The organism is Martelella alba (genome assembly GCF_006516955.1).
In the GTDB taxonomy this organism is placed as follows: Bacteria; Pseudomonadota; Alphaproteobacteria; order Rhizobiales; family Rhizobiaceae; genus Martelella; species Martelella alba.
The window spans coordinates 311040-335090 of record NZ_VHLG01000002.1; the positions used below are offsets into that span (position 1 = coordinate 311040).

The following is a 24051-nucleotide window of genomic DNA, read 5'->3' on the forward strand; positions in this document are numbered from 1 at the left end:
ACGGCGGGGCTGACTTTTGCAGCCTTGATCCTCCCGCCATCTATCAAGTCATTTGCGGATAGCAGCGCCTAACAAGGAGCCCGGATCCACAGATCTGGTCGCTGCGGATGCCGCCTTGCGACATCGCCGACATGACTTTCGTCAGCCTTTCCATTCCATCGGAACCTAAACCTGCGTTGACGCTTTATTGATCAAGAATTTGAATTTGATAGCGCAAACCAGCATTTGAGCGGTGCATACATACTTGAAAAGACACGTAAACCATGTAATTTAGGACCCACATCTTATTGGAAAGGCGATTTTCTGTTGCTGCATTGCAACACTTACATGCGATGCGACACCAAGACGGATGAGAAAACAGAAATCTCCCATATGAGCTTTGACTAAAATAGCATTTTGACTATCTTACAAGATAGAAACAGAGGAGTTCCCTGATGCCCCTTTCACGGTCATTCTACGCTGCGGCAACTGCCGTTGCCCTGACACTCGGTACGACGGCCGCGATGGGCGTTGCCGTACCGACTGCTGCTTACGCGCAGGCAGTGACAACACCGCAAAGCCTGCTCGCCGGGCGTATCGCCGCCAAGGTTGCCGCACTTGGTGCCAACCCGACGCCGGCACAGGTTCAGGCCGCTGTTGCCGATGCTGTTGCTGAGATTTCAGCCGCGACCAACACGACCTTCTCCACGCCGGATGTCGTTGGCGCGGTGAACGCGGTTGCCAACAGTCCCTCGGTTTCCTCAACGCAGGCAAAATCCAGCCTGAACACGACGACGGCAACAGCTGCAACGCAGACTGCTTCGCAGGTTAGCAATGGCGGTAGCGCAACCCGCTCAGTCAGTGTCTCGACGTCTGGTGGAACAACCACTGTTGTGGACACGCAGACCGGCACCAGATCAGTGACGACAGGCAATCAGACCACCACCACCACGACAGGCGGCGGCACCACGACAACGAGCGTCTCCGGCTCTACAACATCTTCGTCGACCAGCAACAACGGCGGTGACGCCAGCCCCGCTTCGCCGAGCTGATCGCCTAAAAGCTCTTACCGGCGTCCTTCAAGGACGCTGGCAGGGAAATGATGCAGCCGAAACCCGCCAATTGGCGGGTTTTTTGTTGTCCGTTTTCGCAGTCCCAGTGCCACAGACATAGGCGGTCCACGGTGCCATCAGCCGGAAAAACGGCCAAGGCCTCACCATTGGCAAAATTTAAATTCAGCATAAATGTTTTCAACATGTATAAAATACAACAATACATGTAAAAAATAATCATAAAAATTCTAAAATAATTAATACAAGTAATTTAACATTTTAATATTTGCGTGATAACAATATATCAAATTTCTATTCTCGATCTGCGGAGACAACGATGCACAAAGCCGCATTGTCATATAGTTTTGCTTTCCTTTTTCTGACAGCTCCCATGGCAGCAGTGCCGTCCGTTCCACATATGCCCTTGGGGCAAATCATCGGTGCCGGAACGGCCTCGGCACAAAGCGCGACCGTTGACCGGGCCACCATTCGATCACTCGCCCGGATGCCGGATGCCCAGCGCGTGCAAGCGCTGCAGCAACTGATCAGAGCGCGGCCCAACATCAATGTCGCCAACCTCGTGACACAGGTCGTCAAGGCGAACCCGGCGGCGGCGGCCACAATCACCCGCGACTTCATCACCTCTTTCCCTTCGGTCGCACCACAAATCACACAACAGGCCATCGCGGCGACGCCTGCAGCGGGCCGGGCTGCCGTTGCAACGGCGGCCTATCAGGCCGCGCCCGCCAATACCAAGTCTGCCGTTTCCAACGCTGCCATTCAGGCAAGCCGAGGCTCGAGCCGCACAACCGTGACCACTGCCCTCAATAATGTAGCGCCCCAGACCAATTTGGCCGGTTCGGTTCCTGGAAACCCCACCGATGACGGCGGCTTCGATCTGGATAATGGCAATTTTGGCGGCAGCATTGGCAGCAGCCCATCCGGCGGGAGCACGGGTTCTGCCTCATCGGCTGGGAGTTCCAGCAGCTCTTCTACTACGGGAAGCGGATCGAGTTCAGGAACATCCGGCAGCAGTTCGGGTTCCAGCAGTGGGAGCGACTCGAGCTCCAGCAGCAATGACACCGCAGACGGGAAGACCGTGCCGGGCACATCACAGCCAGCACCATCACAGGCAACAACAACACAGACGCCGACCGAAGTTGCGACAACGACACCGACCGAGGTAACGATCACAACGCCAACACCACTGCCAACACCGGTGATAGAGTTCGAAATTCCGCCCACCTCGGCTTCACCGACCTGACGCGATACCCAAGGCGCCGATCTGATGGACTCAGACCGGCGCTCAAATCGTTGAAAAACCCCACCTTCCGTCAGACCTCATATCTGTATCTGGTCCACAGATATCTGGCAGGCATGCATTGGCCCGGCGAGCGCGACGCCTTTCTGTTCAATGCCCTGAAAACATTGGTTTCCGTAACAAGCACGGAAATGACATCAATGGGAGACGCGGATCACACCAATCCAGCCATCGGAATGGCGCCACCAGCAATCTGAGCGCCGATCAGTCATCCGACAACCAGGGCATCTAGCCTTGTCGCTTTTCTCCTGACTGCGGTCGGCGCATGCGCCCGGGGTTTGTCGCGAAAATGCTGTCATCGAAATGACGATCTCATTTCACGGGGCAGGACCGCGCGGAAAGCCGGCTTCCATCTCTCTGCAACATCGTCACGCCGGCTTAATCACGACCACCAGCTACGATATGATAAGCTACTTGTTTCGCCTTTTTGAACCAGCCCAATTGGAACCAAAAACAGCTACAGGCCAGTATATCTTTGCACGCTTGACGCGGAAATCGATTTCGCATCAGCCTTGTCTGCGCTAAGACGGGAAACCGATTCCGAACGTTTAAGTCACCTTATGTCCGCAGAGATCTGCCTCAACAGCCTCAAACTGACCGATTTTCGCAACTATCGACAGGCGGGCCTGCAATTTGACGGCCGTCATGTCGTGCTGACGGGCAATAATGGCGCAGGCAAGACCAATCTCCTCGAAGCGGTCTCGCTTCTTTCACCGGGCCGCGGATTACGCCGGGCGGTCTATGCCCAGATCGCGCGACAGGGTGAACAAACCGGCTTTTCGGTTTTTGCCACGCTGAACGGTATGGCCGGCGATGTTGCAATCGGCACCGGAACGGATGGCGTGGAAGGCGCTGCGCGGAAGCTCCGCATCAATGGTGCGCCAGCCACAAGCACCGAGGCTTTGCTGGAACATCTGCGCGTCGTCTGGCTCACGCCGGCCATGGATGGCTTGTTTACCGGCCAGGCAGCCGACCGCCGACGCTTCCTCGATCGCATGGTACTGGCAATTGACCCCACCCATGGACGCCGGGTTTCCGATTTCGAAAAGGCCATGCGCAGTCGCAACCGGTTGCTTGCCGAGGGACGGCTCGATCCGGCCTGGCTTTCCGGCCTGGAAAACCAGATGGCCTCGCTCGGCATTGCCATGACATTGGCCAGGCGGGAATTGCTGTCGCTGCTGGCAAGCCTTGTCAGTGACGTTGAAACGCCCTTTCCTGCACCAAGGACCGGTCTGTCAGGTTTTTTTGCCGACGACATGTCAGGCCCCGCAATTGATCTCGAAGATCGCTACATCGCCATGCTGGAAGAAGGCCGCCGCCGCGATGCGGCCGCCGGACGCACACTTGAAGGCCCGCATCGCTCGGATCTGGTCGTCTACCACGCCCAGAAGGATATCGAGGCCGCACTTGGTTCAACCGGCGAACAGAAGGCTCTTCTGCTGGGGCTCGTCCTTGCCCATGCAAGGCTCACCCGCCGCATTTCCGGCCACCCGCCGATCATGCTTTTCGATGAGGTTGCCGCCCATCTGGACAGCGATCGCCGCGCCGCGCTATTCGCCATGATCGATGAAATCGGCGGCCAAGCCTTCATGACCGGCACCGACCGGGCACTCTTTGAAGCGATCGGTGACAACGGCCAGTTCTTTCACGTGTCCGATGGCGGCGTGACGCAATCTGAATTTCAATAATGCGGCGGCTTGGTGACGGCCGGCCGCTCCAGTGCCTGTTCTTCAAGCGCCAGAAAACCTTCGGTCAGCGCCTCGGTCTGCCGTTTCAGCCGCTCGATCACCCGCCACTGTTCGGCAATCTGTTCCGAAAGTTCCTCAATCGTGTTCGCCTGATGGGCAACCACTTCCTCGAGATGGGTGATCCGATCGTCCTCAGTCATCAGTGGTCTCCTTGCCGCAAAACGGCGCCGCGTTAAGCTGAACCGTTCCAGCCTTTCTTCCGGTTAAGCACATGCGATGTCAAGCAGGGCTTGCAAATCAGCGGAAAACCACCATTTTCGCCACCATGAGTGAATTCCTGTCAGACGACGAAATCGAACGCTATGCCCGCCATATCGTGCTGCCGGAAATCGGCGGCCCCGGCCAGCAGGCGCTGAAACGAGCCCGCGTGCTGGTGATCGGCGCCGGCGGCCTTGGCGCGCCGGTTCTGCTTTATCTTTCTGCCGCTGGCATCGGCACGCTCGGCATTGCCGATGATGACCGCGTCAGCCTGTCCAATCTGCAACGGCAGGTGATCCATTCCTCGGACATGATCGGTGAAGAAAAAACGGAGAGCGCCCGTGCTGCCATCGCCCGGCTCAACCCGCATGTGACCTGCCGGCTGTTCCACACGCGGCTTACCGCTGACAATGCGGCAAACATGCTCTCGGGCTTTGATCTGGTGATTGACGGCTCGGACAATTTCGACACGCGCTATCTGGCCGCAGATGCCGCAGAACAGGCGCAGATCCCGCTCGTCAGCGGCGCCGTTGGCCGTTTTGACGGCTCGCTGACCGTGCTGAAGCCTTATGAAACGGCAGATGACGGCAGCCTTTTGCCCGGCTACCGCGATATTTTTCCGCAAAAGCCACCGCCAGGCCTGGTGCCATCCTGCGCCGAGGCCGGTATTTTGGGGGCCGCAACCGGTGTCGTCGGCACCTTGATGGCGATGGAGGCAATCAAGCTTGCCACCGGCACGGGCGAACCGCTGATCGGCAGGCTGCTGCTTTATGATGCGCTGTCAGCCCGCTTTGATACGATCAACTACCGCCGCCGCGAAACGCCAAGGTGATCAGCCCGCCTGTTGGGCCAGTTGATAAAGATTGGCGCAGCGCCCGCCGGACGCGCAATAGGCCAGAACCGGACCCTGAACCTCTTTCAGGATCGCCTTAAGCTTGGGCGCCTGGGTAATAGGCGAAGAGGTACCGCCAACAGGCAGATAGAAAACCTTCAGCCCTGCGGATCTGGCAGCGGTCTCGACATCGGCGAATTTCGGCTGAAAAAAGCCTTCGCCGTCTGGCCGCATGCAGATCACGGCCTCATAGCCGGCCTTGGCAACGTCTGCCATGTCAGCTGGCTTCAACTGGCCTGTGACATGATAATTATGGGTGACGGGACGTGCATGCATTTCTTCACTCCTGTGCCGCATCCGGCGGCGTTTTGCCATGCCTCAGAATGCGTTGAGCGGCACCTTGAGCATTGGCCTTCCATCCTTGTCTTTCGGCACCTGTCCGGCGCGCATATTGACCTGCAGCGAGGGTAGGATCAGCCGTGGCATGGCCAGCGTTTTATCGCGCGCCTCGCGCAGCGCCACAAAGGCCTCTTCATTGCTCCCCTCGCCCACATGAATATTGGCTCGCCGCTCTTCCCCAACGGTGGTTTCCCAGGCGATCGCCCGGCCATTCGGTCCATAGTCATGGCATATAAACAGGCGGACCTCATCGGGCAGGGACAGGACGCGCATGATCGAGTGATAGAGCGCACGCGCATCGCCACCGGGAAAATCAGCCCGCGCCGAGCCGCCATCCGGCATGAACAGCGTGTCACCAACAAAGGCAGCATTGCCGATGACATGCGTCATGCAGGCCGGTGTATGCCCCGGCGTGTGCATCACATGAGCTGTCAGGCTGCCGATGGCGTAGCTGTCACCATCTTCAAACAGCCGGTCAAACTGCGAACCATCGCGCTGAAACTCAGTACCCTCGTTGAAAATCTTGCCGAATACGTCCTGCACCTCAATGATCCGCGCACCGATGCCAAGCTTGCCGCCAAGCTGATCCTGAAGATAGGGCGCTGCCGAAAGGTGGTCGGCATGGACATGGGTCTCGATAATCCATTCAACCTTGAGCCCCTTCGCACGAACGAAGGCAATGACCCGGTCGGCGCTGTCGCTTGAAATCCGGCCAGCGGCATAGTCTATGTCGAGCACACTGTCGATCACGGCGCAGGCGCTGGTCCGCGGATCGGCGACCACATAGGTCACCGTGTTGGTGGCCGAATCAAAAAACGGCTCAACCTCAGCTGTCTCGGAAAGGTCCGGCGTAAAGGGAAGCGTTTCGCGCAAGAAAGGTCTCCTTCAGGACGGAAACTCAGTTTCACCATCCATATTTACAGTTATTCGTATATACGAATTCACGAATTTGTCAATTGCCAATGGCACGCTCTGTTATCCGATCATATGCTTGCGCGCAAAATCGAAAGCGGGTTTGTTGATCAACGCCCGCATAACAAAAAGGGGGCGCAGCAAAACCGCGCCCCCCTGGCTGCTGACAAAGTCATTCAGCTTGTCTGTTTGGGGTGAAGTAGCCATCGCCTCCGTCGTCATCCCCGTGCTTGTCACGGGGATCCATATTCTTAAGAATTTGAATAAGCAGGTTCTTTCGCCGCGCGGACGCGCGTCGGCTGGATGCCTGTGACAAGCACAGGCATGACGTTAGAGAAGGGGACAGGGTTTGTCAGCAGTCTGGGGGGCGCAGCAAAACCGCGCCCCCTTTTCAAAACAGCCAATATCGCGATGGCATTCAAATCCGATTTGAAATCCAGCGGCACTGATAGGGCGCAAAACTGATCTTTTGATTGCCTTGTCCGATTGTCTCGCCGGTAATCAGATCAACCCAGTTCTCCCCACCGATCAAATTCAGCGACATGGCCGGAATTTCGATCGCTTCATCCGAGACATTGTTGATTGCGAAAATGCTCTGCGACCGGTCAACGCTCTGACGCCAGAAGCCGAACAGCTTCTCGCCCAGATGCAGGGTGAACTGCGTTGCATTGGGGTGGAAGGCCGGTTGCTGGATCCTGATGCCGATCAGCCGCCGCATGGCATTGAAGACCCTGGCATGCTGGGTCGTCTCATCAGCCAGCGCATGCTCAAGTGCGGCGTAGTTCCAGCGATGCCGGTTGATGGCCCGGTTATGACCGGATTTCTCAACGCCGGTGATATCGTTACTCGTCGCCAGCAGCGAGTGGATGTAAAAGGCGGGAATGCCTTCCAGCGCCATGGCAATCGTCTGCGAGCACAGGAACCGCTCAATGTTGAAGTCATCCTCGCCCTTGATCGTGCCCTTCAGCGCATCAAACAGCGAGACGTTCATTTCATAGGGCCGGACAGAACCGTCGGAAAGCTGGCGCATGGACACGCGCCCGCCAAAACGTTCAACCGTCTCCACCATTCCGGTAATCGCCTCATCGGACAGAAGGCTCTCCGCTGGTCTGAGCCCGATCCCGTCATGCGATGCGGTGAAGTTGAAATAGGCGCAGCCCATCTGCGCCGGCGGCATCGCCATCTGCCAGGCATTGAGGAATTGCGATGTTCCGTTCAAAAGCGCATGCACGATCAGTGGCGGCAGTGAGAAATTATAGATCATATGCGCTTCATTGCGATTGCCGAAATAGCTCAAGTTTTCGACATTCGGCACATTGGTCTCGGTGATGAGAACAATGCTTTCCTCACTGAAATCGGCCAGCAACCGCATCAGCCGGATGATCTCGTGTGTCTGCGGCAGGTGAATGCAGGAGGTGCCAACCTCCTTCCACATGAAGGCGCAGGCATCCAGCCTTATGGTGCGGACACCGCGATTGATATGGAACCGCATGATCCGGAAAAATTCCAGCAGCACGTCTGGATTGGAAAAATCGAAATCTACCTGATCGTGACTGAAGGTGCACCAGACATAGCGCTCGCCATCGGCTGTCTCCACCTGCCTGAGAAGCGGATGCGCGCGCGGCCTGACCACCTGGGAAAGGTCATCATCCGGTGAAGCTGTGAAGAAAAAATCCTTGTAGGGCTCGTGGCCCATGCGAAATTCCGAAAACCACGGGCTCTGGCTGGAACAGTGATTGAGCACCAGATCCGACATCAGCCGGAATTCGCGACCGATGCGCTCGATATCCTCCCAGCCGCCAAGACCACTGTCGACAACACGATAATCGGTAATGGCAAAGCCGTCATCGGACGTATACGGAAAATAGGGCAGGATATGAACGCCACGGATCACCCCCTTCAGGTTCTCCGTCAGAAAATGATGCAGCAACGCCAGCGGCTTGTGCTCACCATCGATCAGCGAATTGCCATAGGTAATGACATAGGCATTTTCAGCGCTCCACATGCTGTTTCCGGCAACGCGACCTCTTTTTCGCGGTGCGGAATTTTCATCCCAGAAAGCTTCCAGCACCTGCCGGGTCAGCGCCCTGGAATCCCGTTCGGGATAGATGCTTTCAAGGTGGAGTCTGATCCCCTCGCGCAAGCGACGCGGGATCACAGTGGTTCTGGTCGGTGTGTCTGTCGTCGTCATTTAGCTCTCGTTCCCCATGAGCTAACGTTAGCATGTCGAGGCTGATTGGCAATTCCCAATCAACAATCTGCTAGCGCATCGACGGCACAACCCCCAATGGCAGCACTTCATTTCGCTTCCGTGAGCTTTTGCAAACACATCAAATTTACGTGCAATTACCCTAAAATACGTTTAGATAACGGTAACATTGCCTCGCGATAGTAGGACAGGAGCCCGAGCCGCTCCTCACAGCAAGGCAGGGTTTTCAGGGTTCAGCGACCTTCCCATTGTTGCTGCGCAACAAATTCGGCAGGATGAAAGGCAAGCGTGAACCAGTTTTTGAACGAAAGAACTGTTGCCGGTGAACACCGGCAAACGTCAAGGTTAGGATTAAGGCCGTAAGGCGGGTGTGCCATTGTTGACTGGAAATTCTACACTCTACTGCTTGCGCGACGGTGTGCACACATATTCAAAGGAGTTGGGCATGTCCGGCGACAGTCCGATGACGGAACCGGATGAGGAAAGCGTCTTTGACGCGATTGACAGGGCGGCCGATGTTGACGCTGCCATTCGCGTGCTGCGTGACCTTTATAATCTCGGTCATGTCACCTATCACCATGCCCAGACCGTCCCAGCTGACATGAATGTCGACGCTCCTTTTGTGCGCACAACCTATCCCGCCGAATGGGTGTCCCGCTATCTCGTCCGCGGTTATGTCAATCACGATCCGGTCGTGCGCGACGGGCTGCGCCGTGCACTGCCTTTCATCTGGTCAGATCTTGAGGAAACAGCCGGCTCCCGCGCCGTGATGGCAGATTTCCTTGCCCATGGTCTGTCCGATGAGGGTTATTCGATCCCGATCACCGACAAGGCAGGACGGCGCGCGCTTCTGTCCGTCAATGCCCGTTTTGGCGAGACCGGCTGGCCCCAGCGCGTCGCCCGCCACAAGAAAAGCTGGATGGAGGTCTCCCACGCCATCCATAAGAAAGCGATCCGCGAACTTTATGGCGAGAGTGATCCCGCACCCGGCCTGAGCCCGCGCGAAATTGAAACGCTCTACTGGATTTCCCAGGGCAAGGAATTCCGCGAGATCGCCAAGATCATCGGCATCTCCGACCATACGGTCCGCTCCTATATGCGCTCTGCCCGTTACAAGCTTGATTGCGCCACCATTTCCCAGGCCGTCGCCAAGGCGATCCGCCTCCGGCTGATCAACCCTTAACCCTCTCCTTAAGCGTGTACTGTAACAGCCGCCCGTCATCAGCGGGCGGTTGATCGCGCTGACACGCCTATACATCAGGCGTTGCGGACGGTCGCGTAAAACGCGCATTTTTATCGCCGCAATGCAGCAAGCCTATCTGAATTACACGTAAAACCCCGTACAAATGTACGCGTACAGGGGTGCTCGTTCAATTGTGGCAATTTTCAAATCCATAGAGCGCCTTCATTCTCACAACGAAATCCTTACAGGAGAAGGCAATGTTTGTAACAGTTCAGGAGTTTCAGCAGCAGCAATACGCAGATCTCGTCGACCAGTTCCTGCGCCTGCGAAAGAAGACCTTTGCCGATCAGCTCGGCTGGGATGTTCAGGTTAGCGACGAGCGTGAAGCCGATGCCTATGACCGGATGAACCCGGTTTACCTTCTGTGGTGCAGCGATGACCGCAAGACGCTTTACGGCGGCATGCGGCTGATGCCGACCACGGGACCGACGCTGCTTTATGATGTTTTCCGCAGCACATTCCCGGGTTCGATCGACCTTGTTGCCCCCGGCATCTGGGAAGGGACACGCATGTGCCTTGACGACGAAGCCGTTCAACGCGACCATGACGACATGAGCCCGGGCTATGCCTTCAGCCTGTTGCTGCTTGCGCTTTGCGAATGCGCCCTCGACCACGGCATCCATACGATGATCTCGAACTACGAGCCGCATATGAAGCGGGTTTACAGGCGCTCTGGCGTCGAGGTCGACGAGCTGGGCCGTGCCGATGGTTACGGTCGCCACCCGGTTTGCTGCGGTGCCTTCGAGGTTTCCGACGAGGTCATGGAGCGCATGCGCGCCAAACTCGGCGTCAATCATTCCCTTTTTACCAATGCCTCAGCGCCGCAACCCGGCAGGGCACTGATGGCTTCGGCCGCCTGACCGGCCTATAGACGGAGGCATTATGCAGGACACAACAAAACTCGCAACTGACCAGAACAAGCTTGCCGCCATTCGCGGCTGGGTCCGGCTTGCCCTTTGGGATGCAGAAGAAATCAATGACGAAGCGCTCGTCTACATCCTCAAGATGGCGCTCGAACAGATCAACAAGAAATCAGATCCTGCAAGCCTTCACTGACGAACAGCAATTGGAGGCGGCGCATCGCCGCTTCCATTTTCGGCGCGATTGGTTTATCAGAAGGGCGGCTGGAAGCGCCTGCCCTCCGCAGCCTGGCAACAGGACAAGGTGAAGACTTCCGATTTTCCCATCATGGCTTTTTCGGCGTGACGGGCTGGCAATGCGGAGCCCATGCAGTTTTTTTGCACGCATTGACGAAAGACAGCCTATGAACACCGCAAATGGCGCAAGCCACCTTCCTTCATGTGAAGACCTCAAAAGGCAGGCACGCCGCCTGCGCCAGGCCCTGCAGGCCCAGGAACACACCATTTCCCACAGCTTCGCGCTTGAGCTGATTGCCGCCCAGCACGGCTATCGTGACTGGAACACGCTCCAGGCTCTTTCCACCAGGTTCGATGGTGAGACAGAAGGCGCCAGGACGGATAGTGCGACCACATTGGGCCTCGGCAGCGCCGTGACGGGGCGCTATCTTGGCAATCCGTTTTCGGGAAAGATCATCGCCCTGCAAACGCTGGGCGACGCCTCGCTCAAGCTAACGATCGCTTTTGACAAGCCGATTGATGTTGTCTCCTTCGACAGCTTCTCTTTCCCGCGCCGGCGGATCAGTGCAACGATCGACCGGAAAAGCAGGATCAGCACGGCACGCACCTCCGACGGGGCGCCGCATCTGGTGATCGACCTGTAAGGGCAGACTTTTTCTGGTAAGTTCACTTAAACGAACCATAAGCCTGCTGACCGACTTGGCAAGCGCGTGTCATTTGTTAAGCTGAAACTAAGCCATACAAACAAATGACAGCGCTTGCATGGCCCAGATGCAGGGGAAAAATATGGTTGCGCATCAAAATAGGGGGCCGAGTGCTCCACTTCTCTCGACTGAAGATATCACGCGGATTTCCAGCCTGATCAAGACGCTGGCTCATGCACATCGGCTTGCCATACTCGAAGCGCTGCGCGGGGAGGAATGTTCCGTCACGGAATTGTGTCATCGAACCGGCCTTGCCCAGGCACAATTATCCCAACAATTGGCGACCCTGCGCCGCAGCGGCCTTGTTTCCACCGAACGCGACGGCCGCTTTGTTTATTACCGTCTGAACAACCCGGCTTTCGGCCAGTTTTTCGACACGCTGGCCGAGCTTGAGGTTGTGACGGAGCTCAACTGAGCAGCGGGCTGTTTCCCCGACCTTGCAGCCATCCACAGACAACATTTTTCTTAAAAAAAGCATCATTTGACGCTGGACTTGAAAAAACAAACTGCTATAAACGCGCTCACTCAAGGGGCGCCACGCTGCTCCGAGAGGACCGGCAAAACTGATTTGCAGGTCATGCCCAGATAGCTCAGTTGGTAGAGCAGCGGATTGAAAATCCGCGTGTCCGTGGTTCGAATCCGCGTCTGGGCACCACTTTCCTTCGATCTTTTTTCTGCACCTCTATCTACGTTTTTCGTGACCGCAGCGCTATGCTGCGCGCAATCTGGTGCTGGATGCGGTGCGCATCATGCAAATGGGAGAGTGTTGATGGAATGTCGATTGCTGGGATTACCGGTGCAAAGCGGCGCCGGGCGCAAGGGATGCGAGATGGGCCCAAGTGCGCTGCGCACGGCCGGCCTTGCCGAAGCGATTGCAGCGCTTGGCCACGAGGTTCGCGATTTCGGCAATCTTTCTCCCGCGCCGCAAAGACCCCTCACCCATGACAATCCAGCCTTGAAAATGCTTGGCGAAAATGTTGCCTGGCTCGATGCGATCGTTGCACGCGCCTATGAAATCAGTGAAGCAGGCCTGCCGATTTTCATGGGTGGTGATCATATTCTCTCCGCAGGCAGTGTCGCCGGCGTTGCCCGCCGCGCAAAGGAGCGCGGCCGCCCGCTCTTTGTGCTCTGGCTGGATGCGCATCCCGATTTTCACACGCTGGCAACAACCGAGAGCGGCAATCTGCACGGCACCCCGGTTGCCTATTTCTCAGGCCTTTCAGGCTTTTCCGGGATCTATCCCGATCTCACGGCCCCCGTTGATCCGCGAAATATCTGCATGATCGGCATTCGCAGCGTTGATCCTGCCGAACGCAGCGCCCTGCGGCAAAACGGCGTCACGGTAAACGACATGCGCGCCATTGATGAAAACGGCATCGCCGTGCTGCTATCGGCCTTTCTCGACAAGGTGGCCGCTGCCGATGGCATGCTGCATGTCAGCCTTGATGTCGACTTTCTCGACCCGCAGATCGCACCTGCGGTTGGCACGACGGTACCGGGCGGCGCCACCTTTCGTGAGGCCCATCTTGTCATGGAACTGCTGCATGACTGCGGCCTGGTCACCAGCCTTGATCTCGTTGAGCTCAATCCCTTTCTTGACGAGCGCGGCCGCACGGCGACGCTTTTGTGCGATCTGACAGCCAGCCTGCTTGGCCGGCAGGTGATGGACCGTCCGACCCGCAGCTTTGGCTGACATCAACCTGAAACAGGCTCCACGCCCTGTTTTGCCAGATAGCGGGCGAAATCTTCCGCCGGGACCGGCCTTGAAAAGGCATAGCCCTGCAATGTCTCAACGCCGATCGCCTCAAGGATTTCGGCATGACGCCGGGTCTCGACACCTTCAGCCACGAGCCCGACATTGCGCGCCCGGGCAATGTCGACGATCGCTGCGATCACCTGTCGCTGCGCTTCGTCTGCAATGATCGGCGAAATCAGCTGACGGTCGATTTTCAACCGCGACGGACGCAACCGCAACAGCGAGATGATCGAGGCGAAGCCGGTACCGAAATCATCCACTTCGATCTCAATGCCGCGTGCGCGCAAAGCTGCAAGATTGTTCACCATCGCCGCATTGCCATCGTCCAGATAAACGCTTTCGAGCACTTCGAAGGCCAGGCGACCGGGGGGCAGATCCAGTCCATCAAGATCCTCCATCAGATCGGGCGAGGCAAGCCTCGGGCCCGATACGTTGACGGAAAGACGCGGCAGGAAAAGCCCGGCACCGTCCCAGGCCTTGAGGTGCTCAAGCGTTTTTCTCAGGACGATGGCATCGATCCGGCTCGTCAAGTTCATCATTTCAGCAGCCGGCATGAAGCTGTCCGGCGTCAGAATGCCACGTGTCGGATGCTGCCAGCGGACCAGCGCCTCGGCCCCGGTCACCGCATGGGTGATGGCGCGAAGCTGCGGCTGGAAAAACACCACGAGCTGATCATCCTCGATGGCGCTGACAATATCATCAGCGATCTGGCGAATATCGGCCGAGCGCCTGCGCATCGTCTCATCAAAGAAGCAAACACTGCCACGCCCGGTTTCTGACGCCGCCGTGAGCGCGATATCGGCTCTTCCCAGCATTTCCGTCCTGTCTTCGTCGCCAATAGCCCCCACCGCTATGCCGATGACTGTCCCGAGCCGGATCGTGTGATCATCAATCGCCACCGGCATTTCAACAGCATCAACCACTTCTTGCAGCATTGCCGGCTTTTTGTCCTCCAGAATGGCCTCTGCGAAGATGATGATGAACTTGTCGCCGCCGATCCGCACCGCGATCGAGCTTGCATCGAGCACCTCGCGCAGGCGGGCTCCGATCGTGGCCAGCACCCGGTTACCGACATCCGGCCCATGGGTCAGATTGACATTCTTGAAGCGGTGAATGTCGATCAGCATTACGGAAAACGGTCCTGGCCTGCCCACCTGTCCCCGGCGCCACATCTCCAGATAGCGATAGTTTCTCAGCCCGGTGGCCTCGTCATGTTCGGCCAGATAGGCAAGCCGGCGGTCGCGACTGCTCAAGGCCGTCGTACTGACCTTCAGCTGATCATTGCTCTTGCCGCGCGTCCAGGAAAAATAAAGCGCCAACAGAACCACGGAAAAGGCGCAGAGCCCTGAAAGACCCGTCAGAACATAGATGCCGATCCTCTGCGAAAGACTGAAACCCCAGCCCGATTTGGGCATACCGGCCAATACCCAGTCCGCCGGCAGCAGGCGCAGTTCAGTCGGCCCTGGCCAGTAGGCATCAACAGGCAATGTGACCAGCTGATCCGCCCTGCCAGCCTCAATGGCCCCGACCGCAGGCGCGCCAAGAGCCACATGCCCGTCCCTGTCGACAATGGCGCACACGACACCAAACTGGGAAGCCTCTGATACAGTGCTGGCAAAAAGAGCGGCAATATTGATCACAACGACCAGGCTCCGCCGCCCGGGATTGACAGTGTCGCCTTGCCCTGAGGGCGGCAAGGGTTGTAGCAAACCGATAAAATATCCGCCATCTTCCTTGGGATCGGCGGTCACAAGGCTCACCGCCGCACGCCTGTTCACCAATTCGGCAGGATCCTGCCAGGCCGCTCCGTGATACAGCCAGTCGAGGGCGGCCCGGTTATAACCATGGCTGAAGCGAATACCATTGCTGTCAAGAATGGCAGCGGCGGCGACATTTTCATTGCGAATGAGAAAATCTTCCACCAGCCGGTCAAAGGCAATCTCAGACACCGCACCTCTCTGCTCGGCAATGACATTGCCGATACCGTGCTGTAACGCCGCAACACCGGCAAAATCCCTAAGCAGGTCATCCCTGATATGCGCCAAAGCGCTTGCTATTGTGGCACGCTGATCATCAACGCGGCTTTTCCCGGCCCAAACGCCGAACAATATGGCTGCAACAACAATCGTAACGAACGCCAAAACGCCAAACAAGACATGCGAATGCTTGCGCAGCCGCAGTTCATCAGTCCGTCCGGCCATATTGTTAGTTTCCATTTGGCACTCGCCCGCCCAACCCCGAACAATACTCAGACAGGATACAGGTTAAAAGGGCATCGCCACAAGTAGATGAAGTGCAACCCGTCGGACAGAACTTAAAACTGCATAGGGTGAGCCGGGCTGCCATGGCCTGTTTCTCGGAAAGGCTCGGCTGCAGAAGGATCGTCCGGTGCGAAAAATTCAGCCGCCGCCGATCAGAATGCCGGCTGCCAGCACCAGCCCGCCGCCCAGAACAACCTGGAATGCAGCACGCAGAAAGGGCGTTTCCATATAGCGGTTCTGAATGAATGCAATGGCCCATAGCTCGCAGAATACCACGACAATGGCGACGGCGGTAGCAATCCAGAAGTCGGGAATGAGATAGGGCAACGCATGGCCAAGACCACCAACAGCCGTCATGATGCCGGAAGCAAGGCCGCGTTTGACCGGCGAGCCGCGGCCAGACAGCTTGCCATCATCATGGGCAGCTTCGGTGAAGCCCATGGAGATACCGGCACCGACAGCAGCCGAAAGCCCGATCAGAAAGGTCTGCCAGGTATCCTGCGTGGCAAAGGCGGCGGCAAAAATCGGCGCAAGCGTCGATACCGAACCATCCATCAAACCGGCCAGACCGGGCTGCACGAAGGTTAGAATGAACTGGCGATTGGCATGGGAATCTTCCTCTTCCAGAACCTCGGTCGGCGTGTGCTTGTCGGCAAGTTCACGCGCAATCGCGCCATGTCCCGCTTCCGCTGCAGCCAGATCTCCAAGGAGCTTGCGCGTATCGGCATCGCAGACGCGCTGTGCGGCCGCCCGGTAAAAGCGTTCCGACTGCGCCTCCATGTCAATGGTTGCGTTGCGGATCTTCTCCAGCGACAGTGTACCCATCAGCCAGTCGGGCCTGCGATCATAAAAGCCGCGAACATGGCCACGCCGGATCAGCGGAATATAGTCCCCGAAACGGCGCTTGTGCATATCGATCAGCACCTGGCGATGCCGGTTCTCCACCGCCGCCATGTCTTCAAACACCTTGGCCGATTGCGGAAAGTCAGCCTTAAGCCGGCTGGCATAGGCCTGGTAGATACGGGCATCGTCTTCCTCGGAGGAAATGGCAAGCGCCAGCACTTCCTGCTCGGACAGACTTTCAAATGAGCGCTTGGCGCCGGGAAAAAACGAGGGAGACATCTAGAACCTGTAAAACTTGCATTCTTTAGTTTAGAATTATTCTAAACTATTTTGCAAAAATGTCAATCACCCTGCTGCGCTGCAGCGTATTCCGATACGGACGTGACAGGGGACAGGTTCAGACCTCTACAGAAACATCGCTCAGCGGGCGTGAACAGCAGGCGAGCACATAGCCCTCATCAATCTCTTCGTCGAGAATGCCGCCATTATGCTGCATATCGACCTTGCCGGAGAGGCATTTGACCCGGCAGGTGCCGCAAATGCCGCTTTCGCAGGCCGAAGGAATACGAATGCCCGCCGATCGCGCGGTTTGCAAAAGCGTGAAGCCGGGCTCAGCCTCAACGGTCTGGCCGGTTTCGGTGAAGGACACGGAAAGACGCGCATCCTCCTCGCCGCTGTCGCCGACGACCACCATCGGCGCTGGCTTGTCCGGCTTGAAGCTCTCCTCGAAATAGCTGTCGGCCATGGGAAAACCCGAGCCGGCAAGCGATTCCCTGACCGTCGCCATGAAAGGTTCCGGCCCGCAGCAAAACACCTTGCGGTCAAGAAAATCCGGCACAAGAAGCGCAATCTTGGCCTTGTCGATCCAGCCCTTCAGCCCGGACCAGAGCTGGGTCCGTTCCAGTTCGGTAACGATGAAGCCGAGATTAAAGAAAGGCATGTAACGCGCCTTATATTCCAGTTCCCAGCGGAAAATGATGTCATTGGGTGAGCGGGCGCAATGGATAAAAGCGATATCGGCATCGGGATCGCGGTCACCGAGATCGCGTGTCATCGACATCATCGGGGTAATGCCCGAGCCAGCGGAGATGAACAGATATTTGTCGGCCGGGTGACGCACATAGGAAAAATCGCCAAGCGGCCCGATAGCCTTGAGCTTCATGCCGGGTTGAAGATGTTCGAACATCCAGCGCGTACCGATACTGTCAGCCTGCATCTTGACCGTGACCGCAATGGTGAACGGCCGCGACGGCGAAGACGAGATCGTATAGGTGCGCAGCACCGGCTCCGGCCCGACTGGCAGTTCCAGCGTGATGAATTGCCCTGGCAGATAGCGAAACCAGATATTCTTGGCCTCCGCCCGGAAGGTGAAGGTCATTACATCCGGGGCTTCCGGCGTCCAGGCCACGCATTCAAGCATATGCTCGCGGGCATTCCAGGGCACCATTTCATCAATATGCTTGAACAGTGGATTCTTGACCATGAATTCTCAGCTTCCGGGACTTCTCGGTTTTCTCAGGCAACGACGGAAAGCGGCTGCGCCGGGCCGGAAAGCCGGCGCGCAAGCGTGTTGGCATACCATTCGACAAACTGCATCACGCCGCCTTCATCTTCTTGACTGTATGGCCCGGGCTCATAGGCCGGCGAACGGATGCCGCGGGCATTTTCCTCAACGATCCGGCGATCCTGATCATTGGTCTCGACCCAGACATGGGTCAGCTCGGCAAGGTCATAGTCAATGCCCTCGATGGCATCCTTGTTGACCAGCCAGGTTGTGGTCACCTCGGTCTCCTCCGGCCCAAGCGGCAAAACGCGGAAGGAGATCGTGTGATCGATCAGGAAATGGTTCCAGGTCGTTGGATAGTGGAACAGCAGAAGTGTGCCGATATTGCGCGTCGTTACATCCGGCGACAGCAGTTTCTTCACGGCTGGCATTCCGCTCATCGTATAGCTTTCCGCCCCTTGGATCAGCGGCATGCGGGCGACACGATATTGCCCGTCAACCCCCATATCGAAACGGGACGGCAGGCCGCCCGCCTCGCAATGCGCCCAATGAGCGAGAATTTCAGGGTCATCCATCATGCCTTGAACGCCCGTAACCGAGGACGCCTCTGGATAGGTGCGGCAAAGCTCGGGATGATTGGCCGAGCAGTGATAGCATTCGCGGTTATTTTCCCAGACGAGCTTCCAGTTGCCCTTCTCCACGATCGTCGATTTGAAGGCGACCTTGGCCTCGGCAATGCGATGCGGTGCCATATAGGGGCCGATCGCGGCGCGCAAGGGCGCGATATCGGGCGCCTCATCCGCAAGGCAGATAAAGACATAACCTGCAATCGTCTCGCAATGGATCGGCTTCAGCCCGAATTTCGCCTTGTCGAAATCGTCGCCCATGTGACGGACAAATTGCAAGGTGCCGTCGAGATCATAGGTCCATTGGTGATAGGGACAGACCAGCTTCGCAGACGTTCCCTTTTCCGTGGTGCAGACCCGTGAGCCACGATGCCGACAGGAATTATGCAGCGCCCGGATCTGCTGATCACGCCCGCGGGTCAGGATCACAGCATATTCACCCACCTGGAGGGTGAGATAATTGCCGGGCTTAGGCAACTCGCAATCATGGCCGACAAACAGCCAGTCGCGATAATAGAATTCCTCCATATCAACGCGGAAAAAATCCGGGTCGGTATAGAAGGATCTGGCAAGGGTGAAGCCGTCCTTGCGGGTCTTCAGCCCTTCAAGCATCTGCTGGCGTATGGTCATGGCGGCCTCGCGCGATGAAATGAAAGCAATTGTGATCATTAAAACACCGCCCGGTTGCGGCCTGCATCTCATCTACGACATGACTTTCGTGAATGACGACACGCTGTCATTCACGCTGAAAAACCGGCCGCAGGAGAAATGCGCCCGATAGGCGCACTCTTACGTTCACGACACCTATGGACGCATCCTGTTGTCACCTGGCCTTTGCCAGTTCTTATAAATATTTCACATCATTCGCGCCAAATTCCCTGTTGCAACGGCAAATTTCTGGCTTATCATTCCTGCATACTTGCATATTAGTTTCTGCAAGTTGAAATTTTTGAAGACTTTTGGGAGGTCTCTTCATGTCACGTTTTTCGCAGCGGACCGTCGCACGGCTGACGGCGTCCGCAGCCTTTGTGCTGCTTTCTGCAGGCTTCGCCGTAACGGCGCTTGCCGCAGGCGCCACACCATCCGACCCATCGCTGTTTAATATTGAAGGCTATGCCGCTGTCGCTGGCGTCACCGGTGGCGGGGTCTATTCGGAGGATGATCCGCGCTATATCAAGGTCGCGACGGCAGACGAATTTCTCAACGCCCTTGCCAGCATATCCGATACCGACAACGAACCCTATCGCGTCATCGAGATCACCGCAGATCTTGATCTCGGCTATATCGAGGCTGGCGGCGATGCCACAGCGGCAAAATATCCGTTCTTCACGGCGCATAATCCGGCACTCACCAGCGCTGTGCTGAAGAAAACCGGCGTTTCCAAAATCAATATCACCGGCTTTGACGGATTGACAATCTATTCAAAAAACGGCGCGACCATCCGACATGCCGGCTTCAACATTGATGACGGACAGAACCTGATCATCCGCAATCTCACCTTTGACGAAATGTGGGAATGGGATGAGAAAACCGCCGGTGATTACGATGAAAATGACTGGGATTACATCACCATCGGCAATTCCAAGAAAAGCGCGGTCGGCGCGGTCTGGATTGATCACTGCACCTTTTACAAGGCCTATGACGGGATCGTCGACATCAAGCGCGGCGCCTCCAACCCGGCCGACAATGGCCCCGACACCCAGGCACAGAACGGTATCACCATTTCCTGGACCAAGATCCTGCCCGGCAGCGGCAATCCGGATTTCATGAAGGAACAGTTCGACGCGCTGGAGGCAAACCGGGCTGCCTATCCCTTCTATGATTTCCTGCGCTCCTTCATGACGGAGGACCAGATCATGGAAGTCGAGATGCCGGTGAAGAAAGGCCACCTGATCGGCTCATCCTCGAAGAAGGAAAAACCCGGCTTCGTCGTCACCCTCGCCCACAATTATTACAAGGATTTGCAAGACCGCATGCCGCGGCTGAGAACCGGTGATGTTCAGGTCTATAATCTTGTCGCCGATGCCGCGGATGTGCGTGAAACCATGGCCTGGTACGACAAGCTGCTGGCCGATAACCCGGACAAGGCGGCAAAGCTTGGTGGCGATCCCTACAAGCTGAAGCTTTACACCAATGGCTCGATCTCGACGGAAAGCGGCGCGGTCATGGTGCGCAACAGCATTTACAAAGGCGTCCAGACGCCGCTGCGCAACAACCAGTCCAAGCCCGAGGATCCGACCTATACCGGAGCGATCGAAGCTTTCAACACCAGAATGGAACTGCTTGCCGGCGCCGATGATGATTTGATCCCAGCACCGCAATCCACCATTACCGACGCGAGCGGTACCCAGTGGATCGTCTGGCAGGGTGACAGCGGCGTGTCCGGCACACCTCTTGGCCCGACCGAAGCACCGCCGATCCCCTTCAAGTGGAACAATGGCGAGCCGCCGGTTCCGCAGAACCTGTTTGATACAGACAAGGTGGAAGCGGTCGTCACCAGCGATGCCGGCGCCGGTGCGATCACGCTTTCGACCGCCGAATGGCTCAGTCCAATAAACAAATAAAACCATCCGGGGCGCAGGAGGCAATCCTGCGCCCTCAGACTGCTGACAAACCTCGCCCCCTTTTACTGATGTCATGCCTGTGCTTGTCACAGGCATCCAGCCGACGCGCGTCCGCGCGGCGAAAGACTCTTATAATCCAATGCCCTGAAGAGCCTGGATCCCCGTGACGAGCACGGGGATGACGACAGAGGGGGCGGCTATTCCACCCCAAACAGGCAATCCGAATGGCTTTGTCAGCAGCCTGGCGGCGCAGGAGACGATCCTGCGCCTTGCTTCTTCCGCCTTTTCCTTGCCCTGGGGCCAAGAATTTCCTTTCGCTTGATGGTCCACCGTTCTAAACGGACAGATCGAAAGGAATGCGAAAATGGCGCAGATCATCGATTGCAGGCAAAATCTGGATGAAGCCCTTGCCGCCGGTGTTAAAACACTCAGCGAAGGTGCGCTCGTTGCCATTCCGACAGAGACGGTTTACGGGCTGGCGGCCGATGCCACCAATGCTGAAGCCATCGCGAAAATCTACGCGGCCAAGGGCCGCCCCGCCTTCAATCCGCTAATCTGCCACATGGCCGATCTTGCCATGGCCATGCGCTATGCCGTCTTTGACGAGATCGCGCTGAAGCTGGCGAAAGCCTTCTGGCCCGGCCCGCTGACACTGATCCTGCCACTGAAGGCTGACAGCGGCATTGCCGCTGCGGCGACTGCGGGTCTGCCGAGCGTTGGCATCCGCGTGCCGATGGGGTTCTCCAACCGTTTGATCGCAGCCTTTGACCGGCCGCTTGCGGCCCCCTCGGCCAATACATCCGGCCGGATCAGCCCGACAACAGCCCCCCATGTGGCAGCCGATCTCGGCGAAAAGATCGCACTGGTGATCGATAATGGTGCCGCCGATGTCGGCGTGGAATCGACCATTTTGAAAATCGCGGATGGTGAAATCACCCTGCTTCGCCCTGGCGGCATCAACCTTGACGCCGTTGAGACGCTGACTGGCATCGCCATTACCCGGAAGGAAAGTTTCGGTGCTATCGAGGCACCGGGGATGATGGCGTCCCATTACGCGCCCAATGCACCGGTCCGGCTCAATGCCACATCCGTTTTGCCGGGCGAGACGCTTGTCCTGTTCGGCCATCCCGAGATTGCCGATATCGACAATGCCGCACGGATCCACCAGTTGAGCGCGGCCGGCGACCTTGCAGAAGCCGCCGCGCGGCTTTACGACATCATGAAACAGGCAGATGCGGAGAAGGCCTCGCGGATCGCCTTTTCGCCGATCCCGAAAACGGGCATTGGCGAGGCGATCAATGACAGGCTTTCGCGCGCCGCCGCCCCGCGCCCCTGACGCACAGGAGATCCCGTTGACCGACCATCTGCCCGAACCCGCCCTGATCGCGCGTTTCACCTCTATTGTCGGCAAGGCCCATGTGCTGAGCGATGCCGCTGATCTTGAGCCCTATATCACCGAAAATCGCGGCCTTTATCGCGGCCGCACGGTTCTGGTGCTGAAACCCGGTTCGACCGAGGAAGTCGCGGCGATCATGAAGCTTGCCAGCGAAACAAAAACGCCGGTCGTGCCAGCTGGTGGCCGCACCGGCCATGTCGGCGGCCATGTGCCGCGCGAGGCAGGGACCGATATCGTGCTGTCACTGGAGCGGATGAACCGCATTCGCGAGATCGTCCCGTCGGGCAACTTCCTCGTCTGCGATGGCGGCACCATTCTTGCCGATGTGCAGAAAGCAGCGGAAGCACATGACCGGCTGTTTCCGCTCTCGCTCGGTTCGGAAGGCTCGTGCCGCATCGGCGGCAATCTGTCCACCAATGCCGGCGGTACAGCGGTTCTTTCCTATGGCAATATGCGCGCCCTCTGCCTCGGCCTTGAAGTGGTGCTGCCAACCGGGGAAATCTGGAACGGGCTGCGCTCGCTGAAGAAAGACAATACCGGTTATGATCTGCGCGATCTCTTCATCGGCGCGGAAGGCACGCTCGGCATCATTACAGGGGCCGTGCTGAAGCTCTTCCCTCGTCCACGCGGCCATCAGGTGGCGCTTGCCGGCGTATCTTCGCCGGAAAGCGCGCTGGCGCTGTTCAATATCGCCACCAGCCGCTGCGCATCGGCGCTGACCGGCTTTGAATTCATGGCTCGCATGGTGGTCGGCTTCACCGTCAAACATACCGAAGGCGTGCGCGATCCGCTGGCCGAACAACATCCCTGGTATGTGCTGATTGACGTTTCCACACCCGATACCCAGCAATCCGCCGACGCCATGGTTGAAGCTGTGCTGGAGGAAGCCTTTGAAAAAGGCGTGATCGAAGATGCGGTGATTGCCAAGTCGCAAGCCGAGATCGACCAGATCTGGCATATGCGCAACGCCATGTCAGATGCGCAGAAACCGGAAGGCGGATCGATCAAGCATGATGTCTCCGTACCCGTCTCCGCCATTCCCGCCTTCCTGCATGAAGCCGACGCGGCGGTGATGAAGACCGTGCCGGGCGCGCGCATCTGCGCCTTCGGCCATCTTGGTGACGGCAATATCCACTATAACATTTCCCAGCCCGTCGGCGCCGACAAGGCTGAATTCATGGGGCGCTGGGGCGAAGTCAACAAGGTCGTCCACGCCATCGTGCTGGCCCATGGCGGCTCGATATCCGCCGAACATGGCATCGGCCGGCTGAAGCGCGACGAACTCGCCGAAATCCGCCCGGAGATCGAAATGGATCTGATGCACCGGATCAAGCGCGCCTTCGATCCGGAAGGCATCATGAACCCGGACAAGGTTTTGAAGGTCGAAGGCTGAGCGCTTCGCCAAGG

The 24051-nt window shown here is 57.5% G+C and carries 21 protein-coding genes and 1 tRNA gene; 14 read left to right on the forward strand and 8 right to left on the reverse strand.

Going from position 1 to position 24051, the window contains the following annotated elements:
- Positions 1-434 precede the first annotated feature (434 nt).
- The 3 genes from FJU08_RS04930 to recF all read left to right on the forward strand — a co-directional run bounded on the left by FJU08_RS04930 (position 435) and on the right by recF (position 4040).
- Complete coding sequence (locus FJU08_RS04930; protein WP_141147865.1) at positions 435-1031, forward strand: hypothetical protein; 597 nt, start codon at positions 435-437, stop codon at positions 1029-1031.
- Positions 1032-1422: 391 nt separating this feature from the next.
- The gene (locus FJU08_RS04935; protein ID WP_141147866.1) at positions 1423-2295 is read left to right on the forward strand and encodes a hypothetical protein; all 873 of its coding nucleotides are present in this window, start codon (positions 1423-1425) and stop codon (positions 2293-2295) included.
- Positions 2296-2912: 617 nt separating this feature from the next.
- Positions 2913-4040 (forward strand): DNA replication/repair protein RecF, encoded by a 1128-nt coding sequence (recF, locus tag FJU08_RS04940; protein WP_141147867.1) that lies wholly within the window; start codon positions 2913-2915, stop codon positions 4038-4040.
- Here the strand turns inward: recF and FJU08_RS04945 are convergent.
- Complete coding sequence (locus FJU08_RS04945; protein ID WP_141147868.1) at positions 4034-4240, reverse strand: SlyX family protein; 207 nt, start codon at positions 4238-4240, stop codon at positions 4034-4036. The two genes, recF and FJU08_RS04945, sit on opposite strands and share 7 nt — an antisense overlap.
- Positions 4241-4311: 71 nt before the next feature.
- On the opposite strand from FJU08_RS04945, the gene FJU08_RS04950 reads away from it, so the two are divergent.
- Entirely contained in the window at positions 4312-5130 is an 819-nt protein-coding gene (locus FJU08_RS04950) for a molybdopterin-synthase adenylyltransferase MoeB (protein ID WP_407943678.1), read from the forward strand.
- On the opposite strand, the gene FJU08_RS04955 is transcribed toward FJU08_RS04950, so the two are convergent.
- From FJU08_RS04955 to FJU08_RS04965, 3 genes are all read right to left on the reverse strand, one after another.
- On the reverse strand, positions 5131-5466 hold the full coding sequence (locus FJU08_RS04955; protein WP_141147869.1) for a protein tyrosine phosphatase family protein: 336 nt from the start codon (positions 5464-5466) through the stop codon (positions 5131-5133).
- A gap of 42 nt (positions 5467-5508) precedes the next feature.
- The gene (locus tag FJU08_RS04960) at positions 5509-6402 is read right to left on the reverse strand and encodes an MBL fold metallo-hydrolase (RefSeq protein WP_141147870.1); all 894 of its coding nucleotides are present in this window, start codon (positions 6400-6402) and stop codon (positions 5509-5511) included.
- Between the two features lie 457 nt (positions 6403-6859).
- A complete protein-coding gene (locus FJU08_RS04965; protein ID WP_141147871.1) occupies positions 6860-8632 on the reverse strand; it encodes a sugar phosphorylase in 1773 nt (590 codons plus the stop codon).
- Positions 8633-9095: 463 nt separating this feature from the next.
- Here FJU08_RS04965 and FJU08_RS04970 point away from each other — a divergent pair, with 463 nt between their 5' ends.
- The 7 genes from FJU08_RS04970 (at position 9096) to rocF (ending at position 13387) form a co-directional block, all read left to right on the forward strand.
- A complete protein-coding gene (locus tag FJU08_RS04970) occupies positions 9096-9833 on the forward strand; it encodes a helix-turn-helix transcriptional regulator (protein WP_235890578.1) in 738 nt (245 codons plus the stop codon).
- 257 nt (positions 9834-10090) lie between these two features.
- A complete protein-coding gene (locus FJU08_RS04975; protein ID WP_141147872.1) occupies positions 10091-10753 on the forward strand; it encodes an acyl-homoserine-lactone synthase in 663 nt (220 codons plus the stop codon).
- Between the two features lie 22 nt (positions 10754-10775).
- Positions 10776-10949 carry a hypothetical protein gene (locus FJU08_RS22690; RefSeq protein ID WP_176086160.1) on the forward strand — a complete coding sequence of 58 codons (174 nt, stop codon included), beginning with the start codon at positions 10776-10778 and terminating at the stop codon, positions 10947-10949.
- A gap of 208 nt (positions 10950-11157) precedes the next feature.
- Positions 11158-11634 (forward strand): glyoxalase superfamily protein, encoded by a 477-nt coding sequence (locus FJU08_RS04980; RefSeq protein ID WP_141147873.1) that lies wholly within the window; start codon positions 11158-11160, stop codon positions 11632-11634.
- A gap of 118 nt (positions 11635-11752) precedes the next feature.
- Positions 11753-12109, forward strand: coding sequence for an ArsR/SmtB family transcription factor (locus FJU08_RS04985; protein WP_141147874.1), 357 nt, complete (start codon positions 11753-11755; stop codon positions 12107-12109).
- A 164-nt stretch (positions 12110-12273) separates the two neighbouring features.
- Positions 12274-12349, forward strand: a tRNA-Phe gene (locus FJU08_RS04990).
- Positions 12350-12463: 114 nt separating this feature from the next.
- Positions 12464-13387: an arginase gene (gene rocF, locus FJU08_RS04995; protein ID WP_141147875.1), complete on the forward strand. Its 924-nt coding sequence runs from the start codon at positions 12464-12466 to the stop codon at positions 13385-13387.
- 2 nt (positions 13388-13389) lie between these two features.
- Here rocF and FJU08_RS05000 read toward each other — a convergent pair whose 3' ends face one another.
- The 4 genes from FJU08_RS05000 to FJU08_RS05015 all read right to left on the reverse strand — a co-directional run bounded on the left by FJU08_RS05000 (position 13390) and on the right by FJU08_RS05015 (position 19314).
- The gene (locus FJU08_RS05000) at positions 13390-15666 is read right to left on the reverse strand and encodes a putative bifunctional diguanylate cyclase/phosphodiesterase (protein ID WP_141147876.1); all 2277 of its coding nucleotides are present in this window, start codon (positions 15664-15666) and stop codon (positions 13390-13392) included.
- Between the two features lie 183 nt (positions 15667-15849).
- Positions 15850-16833 carry an iron exporter MbfA gene (gene mbfA / locus FJU08_RS05005; protein WP_141147877.1) on the reverse strand — a complete coding sequence of 328 codons (984 nt, stop codon included), beginning with the start codon at positions 16831-16833 and terminating at the stop codon, positions 15850-15852.
- A gap of 118 nt (positions 16834-16951) precedes the next feature.
- On the reverse strand, positions 16952-18037 hold the full coding sequence (locus FJU08_RS05010; RefSeq protein WP_141147878.1) for an FAD-binding oxidoreductase: 1086 nt from the start codon (positions 18035-18037) through the stop codon (positions 16952-16954).
- A gap of 32 nt (positions 18038-18069) precedes the next feature.
- Positions 18070-19314, reverse strand: coding sequence for an aromatic ring-hydroxylating oxygenase subunit alpha (locus FJU08_RS05015; RefSeq protein WP_141148139.1), 1245 nt, complete (start codon positions 19312-19314; stop codon positions 18070-18072).
- A 344-nt stretch (positions 19315-19658) separates the two neighbouring features.
- On the opposite strand from FJU08_RS05015, the gene FJU08_RS05020 reads away from it, so the two are divergent.
- From FJU08_RS05020 to FJU08_RS05030, 3 genes are all read left to right on the forward strand, one after another.
- Positions 19659-21248, forward strand: a complete 1590-nt coding sequence (locus tag FJU08_RS05020; RefSeq protein ID WP_141147879.1) for a pectate lyase family protein — start codon at positions 19659-19661, stop codon at positions 21246-21248.
- Between the two features lie 364 nt (positions 21249-21612).
- Positions 21613-22584 carry an L-threonylcarbamoyladenylate synthase gene (locus FJU08_RS05025; protein WP_141147880.1) on the forward strand — a complete coding sequence of 324 codons (972 nt, stop codon included), beginning with the start codon at positions 21613-21615 and terminating at the stop codon, positions 22582-22584.
- Entirely contained in the window at positions 22547-24037 is a 1491-nt protein-coding gene (locus tag FJU08_RS05030; protein ID WP_141147881.1) for an FAD-binding oxidoreductase, read from the forward strand. Before FJU08_RS05025 ends, FJU08_RS05030 begins: the two co-directional genes overlap by 38 nt.
- Positions 24038-24051: the final 14 nt, after the last annotated feature.